Origin of the sequence: Pedobacter sp. KBW01 (assembly GCF_003852395.1) — a bacterium.
Lineage (GTDB): Bacteria > Bacteroidota > Bacteroidia > Sphingobacteriales > Sphingobacteriaceae > Pedobacter.
Genome location: NZ_QAJQ01000011.1, coordinates 113715 through 127643, shown reverse-complemented (window position 1 = coordinate 127643; position 13929 = coordinate 113715). Strand labels below are relative to the sequence as shown.

Annotated in this window: 11 protein-coding genes, 1 tRNA gene and 1 pseudogene; 4 read left to right on the top strand and 9 right to left on the bottom strand. The window is 39.8% G+C overall.

The window, feature by feature from the left end:
* Positions 1 to 31: 31 nt before the first annotated feature.
* The 3 genes from DBR40_RS12895 to DBR40_RS12885 form a co-directional block, all read right to left on the bottom strand.
* Positions 32 to 997 carry a formylglycine-generating enzyme family protein gene (locus tag DBR40_RS12895; protein WP_124560163.1) on the bottom strand — a complete coding sequence of 322 codons (966 nt, stop codon included), beginning with the start codon at positions 995 to 997 and terminating at the stop codon, positions 32 to 34.
* Between the two features lie 166 nt (positions 998 to 1163).
* Positions 1164 to 2441 carry a DUF5103 domain-containing protein gene (locus DBR40_RS12890; RefSeq protein WP_124560162.1) on the bottom strand — a complete coding sequence of 426 codons (1278 nt, stop codon included), beginning with the start codon at positions 2439 to 2441 and terminating at the stop codon, positions 1164 to 1166.
* Between the two features lie 315 nt (positions 2442 to 2756).
* Entirely contained in the window at positions 2757 to 4664 is a 1908-nt protein-coding gene (locus tag DBR40_RS12885; protein ID WP_124560161.1) for an ABC-F family ATP-binding cassette domain-containing protein, read from the bottom strand.
* A 339-nt stretch (positions 4665 to 5003) separates the two neighbouring features.
* Here DBR40_RS12885 and nudK point away from each other — a divergent pair, with 339 nt between their 5' ends.
* Positions 5004 to 5588 carry a GDP-mannose pyrophosphatase NudK gene (nudK, locus tag DBR40_RS12880; protein ID WP_124560160.1) on the top strand — a complete coding sequence of 195 codons (585 nt, stop codon included), beginning with the start codon at positions 5004 to 5006 and terminating at the stop codon, positions 5586 to 5588.
* 169 nt (positions 5589 to 5757) lie between these two features.
* Here nudK and DBR40_RS12875 read toward each other — a convergent pair.
* A pseudogene (locus tag DBR40_RS12875) lies at positions 5758 to 8709 on the bottom strand (AsmA family protein); the annotation flags it as partial.
* A gap of 125 nt (positions 8710 to 8834) precedes the next feature.
* On the opposite strand from DBR40_RS12875, the gene DBR40_RS12870 reads away from it, so the two are divergent.
* The 3 genes from DBR40_RS12870 (at position 8835) to DBR40_RS12860 (ending at position 11273) form a co-directional block, all read left to right on the top strand.
* Positions 8835 to 9245 carry an Rrf2 family transcriptional regulator gene (locus DBR40_RS12870; RefSeq protein ID WP_124560158.1) on the top strand — a complete coding sequence of 137 codons (411 nt, stop codon included), beginning with the start codon at positions 8835 to 8837 and terminating at the stop codon, positions 9243 to 9245.
* 239 nt (positions 9246 to 9484) lie between these two features.
* A complete protein-coding gene (locus DBR40_RS12865) occupies positions 9485 to 10135 on the top strand; it encodes an NAD(P)-dependent oxidoreductase (RefSeq protein ID WP_124560157.1) in 651 nt (216 codons plus the stop codon).
* A 91-nt stretch (positions 10136 to 10226) separates the two neighbouring features.
* Positions 10227 to 11273, top strand: coding sequence for a quinone-dependent dihydroorotate dehydrogenase (locus tag DBR40_RS12860; RefSeq protein WP_124560156.1), 1047 nt, complete (start codon positions 10227 to 10229; stop codon positions 11271 to 11273).
* 73 nt (positions 11274 to 11346) lie between these two features.
* On the opposite strand, the gene DBR40_RS12855 is transcribed toward DBR40_RS12860, so the two are convergent.
* The 5 genes from DBR40_RS12855 to DBR40_RS12835 form a co-directional block, all read right to left on the bottom strand.
* On the bottom strand, positions 11347 to 11832 hold the full coding sequence (locus DBR40_RS12855) for a hypothetical protein (RefSeq protein WP_124560155.1): 486 nt from the start codon (positions 11830 to 11832) through the stop codon (positions 11347 to 11349).
* A gap of 45 nt (positions 11833 to 11877) precedes the next feature.
* Positions 11878 to 12543 carry a DNA alkylation repair protein gene (locus DBR40_RS12850; protein ID WP_124560154.1) on the bottom strand — a complete coding sequence of 222 codons (666 nt, stop codon included), beginning with the start codon at positions 12541 to 12543 and terminating at the stop codon, positions 11878 to 11880.
* Positions 12544 to 12828: 285 nt separating this feature from the next.
* On the bottom strand, positions 12829 to 12999 hold the full coding sequence (locus tag DBR40_RS12845) for a hypothetical protein (RefSeq protein ID WP_029275070.1): 171 nt from the start codon (positions 12997 to 12999) through the stop codon (positions 12829 to 12831).
* A 33-nt stretch (positions 13000 to 13032) separates the two neighbouring features.
* A tRNA-Cys gene (locus tag DBR40_RS12840) sits at positions 13033 to 13106 on the bottom strand.
* Positions 13107 to 13175: 69 nt separating this feature from the next.
* Entirely contained in the window at positions 13176 to 13922 is a 747-nt protein-coding gene (locus DBR40_RS12835; RefSeq protein ID WP_124560153.1) for a TrmH family RNA methyltransferase, read from the bottom strand.
* Positions 13923 to 13929 lie beyond the last annotated feature (7 nt).

Genomic DNA, 13929 nt, shown 5'->3' with positions numbered 1-13929 from the left:
TAGTTCTTTATTGTGGTTAGGGTGATTTTTATTAATAGTCTTTGATAGGTAACTTGTTGTAATAGGCGTCTATTTCTGCTTTTGAAGGAGTTTTTGCCGGCCTAACTAAACGCATACCCACAAACGGTGCTTCAGGGAACCACCAGTTACTTTTCGGGATTTGCGGATCTAATTGTTTCCAGGTTGGATTTGAAGCCAGCCTTGCGGTTGAAGTTAGGTTATCGGGTGTTTCATCGTAAGAGCCACCACGAACGGCATTGGGGTAAAGTTTTTCGGGTGTTGCTACAGGGTTTTCGGCTGTTTTGCCTGCGCTTTTAGCATAAAAATCGGCTATGTATTGGTCGTAAGTCCATTCGCTAACATTACCATGCATATCGAATAAGCCCCAGGCATTTGGCTTTTTAAGCCCGACCTGGTGGGTTTTATTATCGCTGTTATCTTTATACCAGGCATAATCGCCCAGTTTGCTGGCATCATTGCCAAAGCCGTAAGTGGTTTCGGCACCGGCTTTACAGGCATATTCCCACTCAGCCTCGGTAGGTAAGCGGTAAAAAACGCCGGTACGTACGTATAACCATTTACAAAACTGAATGGCGTTATATTGGGTCATGGCTACGGCTGGCTGGTGTTCCTTGCCCATACCGAAAGTCATATCCAGATAAGGTTTGGTTGGACGTGTTACGGCATCAACATCAGCAGGAATGGCACCTTCGCTGGCTTTCTTTTCGTAATCGCGGTATAAGAAAGGTTCGAAAATATCCCAGGTTACTTCGTGTTTCCCGATCCAGAAAGCATCGAGTTTTACTTCGTGTACAGGTTGTTCGTCGGGTTTACCCGTTTTACTTCCCATTTTGAATTTGCCTGCAGGAATGGCCTGCATATCAAATTTTAATTTAGTCCCATTGATAGATTGGGTGTACGGGCTGTTTGTGCTTTGTGCAAAAATATGTGCACAGGGATGGGCTAATAATGCTACGGCAATTAATTTTTTAAACATAATTTTTGGTTAGAAACACTTATTATCTAGGTGTTTATCTGGTTACTCCGGTTTCGCTAAAGTAAAGAACAGCAGATAAAACAAAGAAAATTAATGTAACAATAAAGGTAAGTATTGTAATATTAAAAGTCAAGTTGACAATTAATGTGTTTATGAAGGGTTTAATTTATCTTCTGTCGCTAACCTTATTGCTGAGGTTGGTAAAACCTACCAGGGTATCCCAGCGGGCACCCGGACGGCGGTAATACACGAAAATCTGGTAACTGTTTTCTGTTTGAAAGAAAGCACCTTCAAATGCCCTGGTTTCCATTTGCTGGGTATCTTTGTTAAACCAGGCAAATTCATAATCGTATAAGCCTTGTTTAAGCATAATATTCCCATAAAACTGTTTGCGACTGGCATCGTACAACAGTTTGTTTTCGTTGCTCATGGTGTAATTATTGAAACGGCCTACTACGTAAGCATCGCCGTTAGAGCTTGGCGCGGCAGCGTTTAAGGTAAAAAGCACACCCATGTATTCGGCTTCTGTTTTATCATCACGGCCATCGGTATTGCGGATAAAGAAGTTGCCATTTTCATCGAACTGGTTGCCAAAGGCACCAACGCTGCGGGGCGCATCCTGAAAAAGCATTACGTTTACCGATTCTTTATCGCGGTAAATATCTTTCACATTATCGGCTTTGTACCTTAAACTACGCGTATCGAACTTCCGGAATTCGTTATCGCCCCAAAAATCGTTGGTATTTAAATCGTTATACACCAATTGATTTGGGCGTACAAAAGATGGCCTCGAATTAAGCTGAATGGTATTGGCATTAAAGTTCTGCATCACCACCGCTTTTAAATCCTGGTAGGGGTTTGGGATTGGGAAGGCATGATTAACCGTGAAGTTGATTTTTTGCTTGTTGTTGCGAAATTCTACCTGTAAGGAGTTGGTTATTTCAGCTGCTATGGCAAGCTGACTATCTAACACATAGAATCGCTGAGAAATTACCGGCTTGTTTTTGTCGCCATCCAAATAAACCTTTAACACGTAATTACCACCAATTTTAGGTTGTATTTGTGTGTTGGGCAGGCTAATTTCGTAATGGGTATATTTTCGGGCAGTGTTAGAAGAGTAGCGGTAATTGATAATGCGGTCGTCGTTAAAGCTGCCCAGATAGTCTATAGTTGAGATTTGTGAAGGCTTCCACTCGGCAGTACAATGCTCGATGGTGTACCAGTAATTTTTAGTGCCCGCCAGTAAATCATCAAAAGAAAAAGTAATGGTTTCTGACGAGTTGAGCATAATAACAGGCAAGCTCTGCTCTTTATTGCTGTTGTAACACAGCACAGTTTTAATGTTGGGAAGGTAAATTTTGTTTTCGCTGGTAAACGTTTTATCGTTTTGGGCAAGGGTGAGTGTCGGAATAAAGAAAAGTAGTACAGCGATTAGTTTTTGCATGGATAAAGCTACATAGTATTCGGCAGAGATAAAAAGAAATTTTGTTTTGTGCTTAGTTCAGCCACGGATGCCCGGAAGCCATAGCTCACTTACCGTCATGCTGATCCGATAGCTATTGGATTTGTTTCAGCATCTCTTTAGTAGGAAAGAGACCCTGAAATAAATTCAGGACGTCCACTATGAAAAATCGCATAAAAACATTCCGTGTAAATCAGTGCCTCCATTGCTTGATTTTGTTAGAGTCAGGTGGAAACACCTGACAACACAGCAAAAAAAAGCCACAGGTTTTATCTGCGGCTTCATTATAAATTATAGTTACCCTTCCAGCTCCATAATTTCGGTAGCCAGGGTTTCCCATTTGGTTTGACTGTTATCTAAATCCTGTTTAGCGGCCAGGTAACGTTTATTCGCTTCGGCCAGCTTATCGGCGTTGCTGTAAACATTTTCGTCAGCCAGTTCAGTTTCGATGCTTAAAACAGTTGTTTCCAGTTCAGCAATCAGTGCTTCGATTTTTTTCAGCTCATCGTTCAGCTTTTTTAACTGATTAGCTGTATTAGGACTCGCTGGTTTTGGTGCTTCCTTTGGTTTATCAGGCATTTTAACTGGAATAGGTTTCGATGCCGGAATTACGCGTTTGCTGTTCCACTCTTCGTATTCCTCGTAGGTACCCGGGTATTGTTTAATTTTCTCGTTCTCGATAAACCAGATTTTGTTGGCTACGTTATCCAGGAAATACCTGTCGTGAGATACTGCAATAAAAGTACCTTCAAACTGATCTAATGCCTGAATAAGAATATTTACCGACTGGATATCCAGGTGGTTGGTAGGCTCATCCAGAATCAGGAAATTTGAATCGGTAGTTAGCGATTTAGCCAGGGCCACACGAGATTTTTCACCTCCCGATAATACTTTGATTTTCTTGAAAACATCATCGCCGGTAAACAAGAAGCAGCCTAAAATACTACGCAATTCTGTATCACTGTGTTTAGGTGCAAAAGCCTGTAGCTCTTCTAAAATCGAATTGCCTAAGTGCAACGATTCTAATTGGTGCTGGGCAAAGAAAGTGGTAGAAACATTATGACCGGTTTCGCAGAAACCCTCAAATTTTTCCGTTCCGGCAATCATCCGCAGTAAGGTCGATTTACCTTTACCGTTTGCACCAATCAAAGCAATTTTATCGCCTTTTTCAATCACAGCTTCTGCATCTTCCAGGATATGTACATTTGGATAGTGCTTGGTAGCATGCTCTATGCGCACTACATGCCTGCCCGATGGTTTCGTAAATTTAAAGGCGAAATTAACGGTTGGGTTTTCGTCGTCCACATCCTCCACACGTTCCATTCTATCTAAAGCTTTCATGCGCGATTGTGCCATCTTCGCTTTAGATGCTTTGGCTTTAAAACGCTCAATTAAACGCTCTTCCTGTTTAATTTTAGCCTGCTGGTTTTTAAATTCACCTTTCTGTATCTCACCGCGCAGTGCTTTTTCTTCTACATAAAAGCTGTAGTTACCTGCATAAACGGTTAATTTTCCTTTACGCGATTCAACCGTACGGTTTACAATCTTATCTAAGAAATACCTGTCGTGCGATACAATAACGATTGCACCTTCAAAACCCATTAAATAGTTCTCTAACCACTTGATAGAGGGTAAATCCATGTGGTTGGTTGGCTCATCGAGTAATAAGATATCCGGATCTTGTAAAAGGATTTTGGCCAGCATTACCCGCATCCGCCAACCTCCTGAGAAGGTATTTAACGGACGGAGCTGATCGGCTGTGCTAAAACCTAAACCGGCCAGGATTTCGTTGGCCCTGTATTCGATATTGTAACCATCTAAAGCCTCAAATTCCTGTTGTTTATCACTCAGTTTATATAAAACCTCTTCACTGTAATCGGTTTCGATTTTTTTAAGCAATTCTTCAATTTCATCGTGCAGCTGGTTCTGGCGCTCAAAAGCTTCCATGGCCACGTGCAAAATGCTATGGTGCGAATCGTAAGAAAGTAAATCCTGGTTCAGGTAACCTATTTTCAGGTCTTTCGACATCGAAATAGTACCCGAACTTGGGGCATACTCACCTACAATTAATTTTAAAAGTGTCGATTTTCCTGTTCCGTTAGCGCCAATCAAGCCCGCTCTGTCGCCCGGTTTAATGTGCCAGTTGGCATCATCGTATAAGGCTCTCGATCCTATCAGGAATGTTAAATTATTTATTGAAATCATTTCGGCTGCAAAAGTACAAATTTTAAAAGGCTTTTTTAACCCTGGTACTCAAATAGAAATGATTGGACTTTTTAAAATGGCTTGCCCATGCGTTCATTTTAGCTGGGTATGGTGTAAATAGACCCGATAGAACGGAAAGCCCGAAGCGCGAGGGACTGTGTAATGGACGGAATTGAAGTGATAGGGGGGCTGAAGTTAAAAAAGGCTGGTGTCTCTGCTCTTCAAAAGAGATAGGACTGAGCTTGTTAAAGCAACCAACAACGAATATGATATATTTATTACCGTGGTGTTTAACCGGCATAGCTGGTAAAATGTATTTTTGGGCTACACCACTACAATATGAGCAACGAAAACATTAAGATAATCAGTAAAGAAATCCTTTCGGATAATTGGTATACGTTAAACAAAATAACTTTCGAGTACCGTAAAAAAGACGGTAGCAGCGAGATTCAGAACCGTGAAGCTTACGACAGGGGAAACGGAGCAACAATTTTGCTTTATAACAAGGAACGGCAAACGGTTATCTTAACCAGACAATTTCGTTTGCCAACTTATATTAACGGCAATGATGATGGTATGCTGATTGAAACCTGCGCTGGTTTATTGGATAAAGACAATCCGGAGACGGCAATAAAGCGCGAAACAGAAGAAGAAACAGGTTACCAGATAAGAGAGGTTAAAAAGGTATTCGAAGCTTATATGTCGCCGGGTTCGGTAACCGAAATCCTGTATTTCTTTGTGGCCGAATACACCAAAGATATGAAAGTTAGCGCCGGCGGAGGCCATCACGACGAGCAAGAAAACATTGAGGTTTTAGAAACAAGCTTTAATGAAGCCCTGAATATGATTAGCACCGGCGAAATAAAAGACGGTAAAACGATTATGCTTTTACAGTATGCACAGATTAACCACTTGTTGGATTAATGATCATTGCTGTTGGCTTTAGTCAACAGCAATGATCAATTTATTTCCCTTCAGGGCTTTCTTCCAGTTTCCCTTCTTTATTTCTTTTCAGTTTAACAACAGGTTTTTCCTGCGTACCGGTAATGCTTAGCGGGATGCCAAATAAACCAAAAGGGGGAAGGCCTAAACGTCCGCTTAAATTTAAACGGCCATCAAAACTTACCTGACCTTCAAAGCGCGGCCTAAAACCGGCAACCTTCATTTTAGTTTGTTCGATGGTAATGATGTTGTTTTTGATGGTCGATTTTACCTGTACATCGGATAAATCGGGGTTAGTTAAGCTGTCTCTTTTGGTAGCCTTACTCACTGCGTTCATCATTTTAAAACCCATTAAGCTTACCTTTTTTAGGCTTAAAACACCACCACCTTTCAGGGATAGGAATACAGGGAACATCTGGTCGTTTAACTTGCCCGAAAGCTGATAATCTAAACCTACAATACCTTTAATTTTCGATGCAGAGCTGGCCATTTCCCTGAACAGCTTAATTTCTTTGTAAGCTCTGGCAATGTCAAATTCTTTAGCAGTTAGGTGAAAATCAAATAAACCACTCTTCGGACTTGTGCTTTTGTAGGAAGCATCCATTCCTACCTGTGCGCCGGCAATGTTAAAACCGGTTTGCTGTAAGGTTAGTGCACCGTTGTTAATGCGCATGGTTCCCTTTGCGTTTTTGATATTAAGGCCGTTGTATTTTACCTCGTTGGCATTGGCCGAAAAAGTAACATTCAGGTTATCGGGAATCAGGATTACCCCATTTGAGGTTGTTGGATTGTTGGCCGTACCGGCTGAGTAAACCATAAATTCATCAGCTAAAATTTGTTTACTGGTCAGCTTAAAATTCCCTTCCAGTTTAGCTTTATCATTTAAAACATAGTTGATTACATTGTTCAGGCTGCCATTCAGTTTAAAATCAGACTGGCCATAAGTGGCATTAAATTCATCAAAATTCATCTTATCCTGACGGAAAGAGAATACACCGTTTTTGATCAAAAAGCTTTTGGGGAATAAATCAGATTGCAGATTTAAGTCTTTAATGCCCAAACTGCCGCTATTATGTAATTTGTTGTATCGTCCCGCCATAGCATCGCTTTGTAAACCCTTAAAGGAAACATCGGTGAAGATAAGTCCATTAACCTGATAACCCTTAATGGCAAAAAGTTTATACATTTTACCGATATCAACTGTGCCTTTTGATGAAACGTTGTAGGAGATATTTTCGAAATTATGCACATCAGCTTTCAGCATAAACGGTTGCCCCGCCATTTGAAAAGCAATGGGTTTAATGTTCAGTTTGGTGTTTTTTAAAGTTCCGTCTGTGTTAATCAGGTCGGCATCGATTTCGATTTGATTTAAATGTAGCGCTAAATTTAAAGGCCTAACCCAGCCATTGCTAAGCTTGATACGGGCAGTAGTAACCGGGAAAAGTTTTTTTACTTTACTGTACCGGCCTTTGCTTTGCAGGTCGATATTCATAATTCCCCCTAACTCGTAATCTTTAACCGGATAAATTTTTTTGATATCGGCAAAGTTGATCAACGATTTCAGCTGGATATCTATTGGCATATCAGCTGCGGTTTGCAGTTTAGCAAAACCTCTGATGTAATTGTTCAGCGCCTGGATATCGATGTTTTCGATCGCCAGTTTTGTGGTTTTGTAATCGCCATCGGTATTAGAACCGTTAATATTGAAGTTGATTTTATCAATAGCTGCAGGTAGGGCAGGGTATTTGAAATAGCCACCCACCAAACTGGCTTTCAACGAAAATTTGGGTACTGTAGCAATAACAGTATCAACCTGCCTGATGCCCGAACGCTGTACCTTTTTAGTATATTTTCCATCGGCTTTGAGGTTGATGTTCAAGCGGCCTTTAAGCTGCAGATCGTCCATGTTTACTACTTTGGCCCATTTGGCTAAATCGATATTGGAACGGGTGTCGGTATAAATTTCTGGTGCCGATAAACCTTTAATTTTAGTAACCGAAGCTACATAGTCTTTGCCTACGTTAAAATAAAGGCTGTCCATATCAATTAACAAACTATCTGGATTAAGGCTGGGGAGTTTGGTTTTGAGGTTTAAAAAAATGTTGCTGATGGGCTCAGGAGCATTGGGATTTGAGATGTTACCCTCGCGCACCTTCATGTTAAAAGCAAGTGTGGGCATGGTATGCGTTGCCGCCAGGTATTTTCCAATCAATGAGGCATTAATTTCTGCATAACCCTTAATCTTGGTTTTTTCCAGTCTGTCTGCAATTTCAGCAGGTAAGGCTGTGAAAATATTTTGCAGATCAGTTTCTTTTGCGTTAGTTCTGAAATCGATATCATAGCCATCCTTTAAAAACGAAAAATGACCAACAAAACGGATGGGCAGCGAGTTAATCATCAGGTTGTTTTCGTCAAAAATCAAATTCAAGGAGTTGGTATTTACCTTGGTAATTAGCTTGGCGTTTATTTTTTTCTTTATCAGGTAAGGGGTATTGGCGTAGTAAACGTCCATTTGGTTGATCGAAAGATTACTCTTTAAATCAAAAATGGCATTGCTTAAATCGCCTTTTCCGCTATAGTTGAGCCCTTGTGTGCGGATAATCATCGGGATTGACTTATCGCTATAGGTAAGATTACTGTTATTGATAAAAATACCCTCAATTTTTATGGCTGTTGAGCTTTCTTCTTTCGGTGTATCGTTTTCTTTTTTGCTTTCGTAAACGTTGTAATTGGCATGACCTTTTTCATCGGTAAGGATGTTTATGCGTGCATCATCGAGGTAAAACTCATCGATTTTAACCTGTTTGGAGAATATTGAAAGCAGGTTAATGCCCAGTGCCAGTTTTTTGGTGTAAATGAGCGTATCCTGTTGGAACGGAGCCGATCCTTTCAGTAAAAATTCATTTAAGTTTAAGGTTAACGAAGGGAAGTGGTTGAAAAAAGAAATATTGGTACTTTGAAACTTTACTTCACCTTTTATGTTTTTATTAATGATTTGGGTAATCTCTTTATTAATGGTTTGTGGGATTAAATAAGGGATAATAAATAAAAGCGCCAATAATGCCGCAAGCGTTATGGCCGAAATTTTTAAGAACTTTTTCAAGATATTAATATAAAGGGAGTTTCGGTTGCAAAGATACGTTTTAGATGAATTAGGAATAAAGATTTAACATTTTTTGTTTTATTGTTTTTTTAATACCTTTGTTCTGTAATAATAAAAGTTACAGTATGAATAGCAGTCATTTTTCCATATCGCTTCACATTTTAACTCTCCTCGATAAGGTGAACGGGCAGCTATTGAATTCTGAATACATTGCCGGAAGCATTAATTGTAACCCTGTTTTGGTACGTAAAGAGCTGGCCAACCTGCATAAACATGGCTTTGTGCAAAGTAAAGAAGGGAAGGGCGGCGGCTCTACCCTGGCTAAAAAACCTGCTGATATTAATTTGGGTGAAGTGTATAAAGCCGTGAAACAAAAAGGTTTACTTGGCGAAAGCAAAAACGAACCCAATCCCGATTGCCCTGTAGGAAAGCAAATTACCAAACAGTTAACACAGTTATATAGCGATGCCGAAAACGCTTTAATTAAAGATCTTTCGTTAAAAACCTTAAAAGATTTTAGTATGGGATTTGATTAAAAAAATTTGATTATAACTGTAATAAAAAATGTTACAATTTTAAGTTTGATCGTCAGTTTGTAGTTGGATCAGGCTTTGGACTATGAACCAATTTTCAGTTTACAGTTCTCAGTTTCCAGTTGGATCGGGCTATGGACTATGAACCATTAACTAATAAACAAAATAATAAACAATAAGCAGATGTTGGGGTTATCAAAATCGATGTAATCCCCTAATCTGTGTAATTTAATTAAAATAATATGAAAGTAGCATTAATAGGAGCCTCAGGATTTGTAGGCAAAGCCATTTTAAACGAATTGGTAAACCGTGGAAATGATGTAACAGCCATTGCCCGCGATACGGACAAGATCGAAAGTTCGGATGAAAAAGTAACCAAAGTAGCTGTAGATGTACTGGATATCGAAAAATTAGCTGGGGCTTTAAGCGGTGCAGATGCGGTCGTAAGTGCATTTAATGCCGGTTGGTCAAACCCTAACCTGTACAATGATACCGTTACAGGTGCCGAAGCGATTCAGGCTGCGGTTAAAGCATCGGGTGTTAAACGTTATATCTTTATTGGTGGAGCAGGTACCCTGCAAATCGATGGTCACCAGTTGGTAGATGGTCCGAATTTCCCGGCTGAGTTTAAACCAGGCGCATCGGCAGTGCGTGATTATTTCAATACACTGAAACAAGAAACTGAGCTAGACTGGTTATTTTTTAGTCCGGCTATCGAAATGCACCATGGCATTACCACAGGTCGTACAGGTAAGTACCGTTTGGGTAAAACCAGTCCGGTGTTTAACGAAGCTGGCCGTTCTATCCTTTCTGTAGAAGATCTGGCTATTGTAATTGTTGATGAGCTTGAAAATAACGCACATCACCAGGAGCAGTTTACAGCAGCATATTAAGGGATGGAGGATGTAAGATGGGGGTGGAGAACATTTCTTCTTCCATCCTCCATATTTTTTACATTTTCCATATTTTACTTATCTTCGTGGCATGTATCGCCTTATTAAACCAATATTCTTCAAGTTTGACCCCGAAAATGTACATTATTTTGTAGTAAAGCGGTTAAAATGGTTTAACGATAAGTTTCCTTTGGGTAAAACCATTATCCGTAGCAGCTTCGATGTTCATATAAAAGGCCTCGAAAAAGAAGTTTTTGGTATAAAATTCAGAAATCCTGTTGGCTTGGCTGCCGGTTTTGATAAAAACGGCGAGTATGTAGAAGCACTGAGCAATTTGGGCTTCGGATTTATCGAAGTAGGAACGGTTACTCCAATGCCGCAACCAGGTAACGATAAACCGCGTATGTTCCGCCTGCCAAACGATGAGGCTTTGATTAATCGCATGGGTTTCAATAATAAAGGGGTAGATGTGATGGCTGAGCGTTTGCGCTTGCTAAAAGATAAACACCCTGATATTGTTGTAGGAGGAAACATTGGTAAAAATAAAGCCACACCTAACGAAGATGCGGTTAACGATTACATTAAATGTTTCGACAGGCTTTTTGATGTGGTAGATTATTTTGTGGTAAATGTAAGTTCGCCCAATACGCCTGGCCTACGCGAATTGCAGGAGAAAGAGCCTTTAAAAAATATCCTAAATACCTTACAGCAACGAAATCTAAAAAATAATATCTCGCGTCCGATACTGCTGAAAATTGCTCCCGATTTAACCGATGCGCAGCTTGATGATATTATTGAGATTGTTGCTGAAACCAAAATTGCAGGTATTATTGCTACCAATACTACCATTAGTCGCGAAAACCTGGCTACAGAGAAAGTTTTGGCAGAAGAAACAGGCGGTCTAAGTGGTAAGCCTGTAAAAGAACGCTCAACAGAGGTAATTCGTTATCTTTCGGAAAAATCGAATAAAGCTTTTCCCATTATTGGTGTAGGGGGAATTCACTCAGCAGAAGATGCGCAAGAGAAATTAGATGCAGGTGCTTCTTTGGTACAATTGTATACGGGCTTCATTTACGAAGGACCGGGACTGATTAAAAGCATTTGTAAAGCACTGGTGAATGTTAAAGCAATAAGTTAAATTTCGTTGCAAAAATATCTGTAAAATAACGTTTAGCTTTTTTTGTTAGCATCCTTATAGCTTATTTGCATGCTCAATTCTGTTTTGGTGTTTTAATATTTTTCTCACGCTTTTTGTCTGAAATTGATTTTACGATGGTTAGCCCATGTTGAATCTGTTTTTTATCCTTAACTTTTGCTTCAGCATTTAGGTATGCTTCTTTCATCAGGTTTTGGATGTAGGCGAGAGGGAAACTATTTTTATCTGCTACCAAAATATATCGGTATTGATTTCCTTTTCCTAAAAGAATGTTGTTGGTATCAGTAAGTTCACTGCCCCAATAAAAACCGAAGTGAATATTTTTACTCGTCCGTCCAACTGCAATTGAGCAGAAGGTATGCCCAACCTTATCTGTTGGCGACCAACCAAAGGCTACTGCATTATAATTATCGTAAATCAGCTCATTGGTTTGCGGGTACAGTTCCCAAACAAAATTGCGTAACCACATTACCAGTGTGGTAATATCTTCACCGAATGGTTTTAAAAATATTAGCAGGTCTTTAGTTTGTTCTTTACTCATTTTCTTTGTGGGATTGGTAAATTTTAGCTCCTGGGCAGTGTTTTTCTAGCCTTGTCTGCTAACCATTGCGTTGATCCAGATTGGGGCAAAGGGAGAGGTGCAGCCTTTAGAAACGGGATAATCTCGGTAAATACCCAGCTTTTCACCTATTGCTAATGCCAGGTTTCTGTACGCTGGATGGTTGATCCCAATTTGGGCTAAAACGGTATTCATGGTCCATTGCACTTCTGGTGCTTCATTGGCCATTTCGCTTTCAATGCGGTTAAGAATAGCAGGAATGTCAATCCCTTCAGGTGTTCTGGTAATACGGCCACTGGTTAAACTCCAGCCAGCACGGGCCAGCATCTTATCGCCTGAGTTCATCCATTTTTCGCGGAATTGCTCTTTATCAGGATATTCTTTAACTACGTAATTATAAAACCAGTCAGCGGCCCAGGCAAATTGTTCTGATGCAACCATTTTCTCTATTTCTACGGTAGATAGCTCCTTTGGTTTAAGAATTAAAATGGCCAGCATCCGTGCATCAATGTTTTCGGTTTTCCAAAGTTCGAGCGCTAAGGCATGATTGGTTTTAATTTTTTTAGCCAGGGTTCTGATATCTCCCATTTTTACACCATAAAGATTCTCTCGTGCGCCATTTTTAATGTGCTGTTTGCGTACTTTCTCGTCGGCAAGGGATTCGAGCTGTTTTAATATTTCTTCGATGTTCATGTTCAGTAAAAATGGTGACCTTATAAAGTTAAGATTTTTAATGATGAATGAGGAGGTTAGGGGGAGGGAATTAGGGGGCTTGATGGAATCTCCTTTGTTACGCTGTCACTGATAGCTTGTAGAAAGGCTTATCTAGTACTTTGCGATGTGTTTCGATACTTGGTCAAGCTCAGTACAAGCTGAGTTAACATGATAAACTTTCAATGTGATTTCAAAAAATATAAGGCACAAAAAAAGCATCCCTTGATCAGAGGAATGCTTTAAATTTTTTAGAGTCTCTAAAAACTATTTTGCCAAAGCAGCTAAAACAGCATTGTTTTTAGCTAATTGATCGTTTTTAGGTTGTGCAGAACGGCTTCCTAACTCGATGTTAGTTGCTCTTTTTAAAAATGCTACCTCTTGGTGAGCTGTATTTTTATTTCTTCTGTCTTTTCTTTTTAATCTGGTAACTGCCATGGTAATAACCTTTTATTATTTTATTTGTACAAATGGAGGTCGAGAGCGGATTCGAACCGCTGTAGAAGGTTTTGCAGACCTCTGCCTAGCCACTCGGCCACTCGACCTTAAATTCAAGGCTGCAAAAATAGCAATTATTAGTTAGCCCGCAAATATTATATCAATAATTATCTAATTTAATTCCGAACTCGCACTAATTCAGCGCAAAAGATTGCCGCACTTACCGCCACATTTAACGATTCGGCTTCGCCAACACGCGGAATGGTAACGGGTTTGTTTATTTTTTTAATTACTTCGGGTGATATTCCTTTGCCTTCATTGCCCAAAACTATCAATCCTTCGTTGCCCCACTGGGTGTGGTAAATAGATTCACCATCTAATAAGGCTCCAAAAACAGGTAAGGTATTATTGCTTAGTAATAAAGGCAGGTCTTCTTCGTAAATATTTACCCTGGCCAGCGATCCCATGGTAGCCTGCACCGTTTTCGGATTGAAAACTTCTACACAGTCTTTTGAACATATGATGTTGTTGAAACCAAACCAATCGGCCGTGCGGATAATGGTACCCATGTTACCTGGATCCTGAACGCCATCTAAAACCAAAGTAAACTGCTTTTTTAAATCATCGCTGTTTAAGATCTTATTTTTGGGGATATGAACCAGCGCTAAAAAACCTTGCGGGGTTTGCAGCGTACTAATCTTGTCTAATTCAGCGTTGTTTACTTCAAATAAGTTTATATTTGCGGGTAATTTGGGTAACAAATTGTATTGTTCGCTGTTATAAAATATAGTATGAATGTGGTAGCTTGACCGGAAAAACTCCTGGATGGATTTTATGCCCTCAACAATAAATAACCCATGTTCTTTACGGTACTTTTTTTGATGTAACGACTTTATAAAACTAATCTGTGATTTTGAAAGCATACCAATA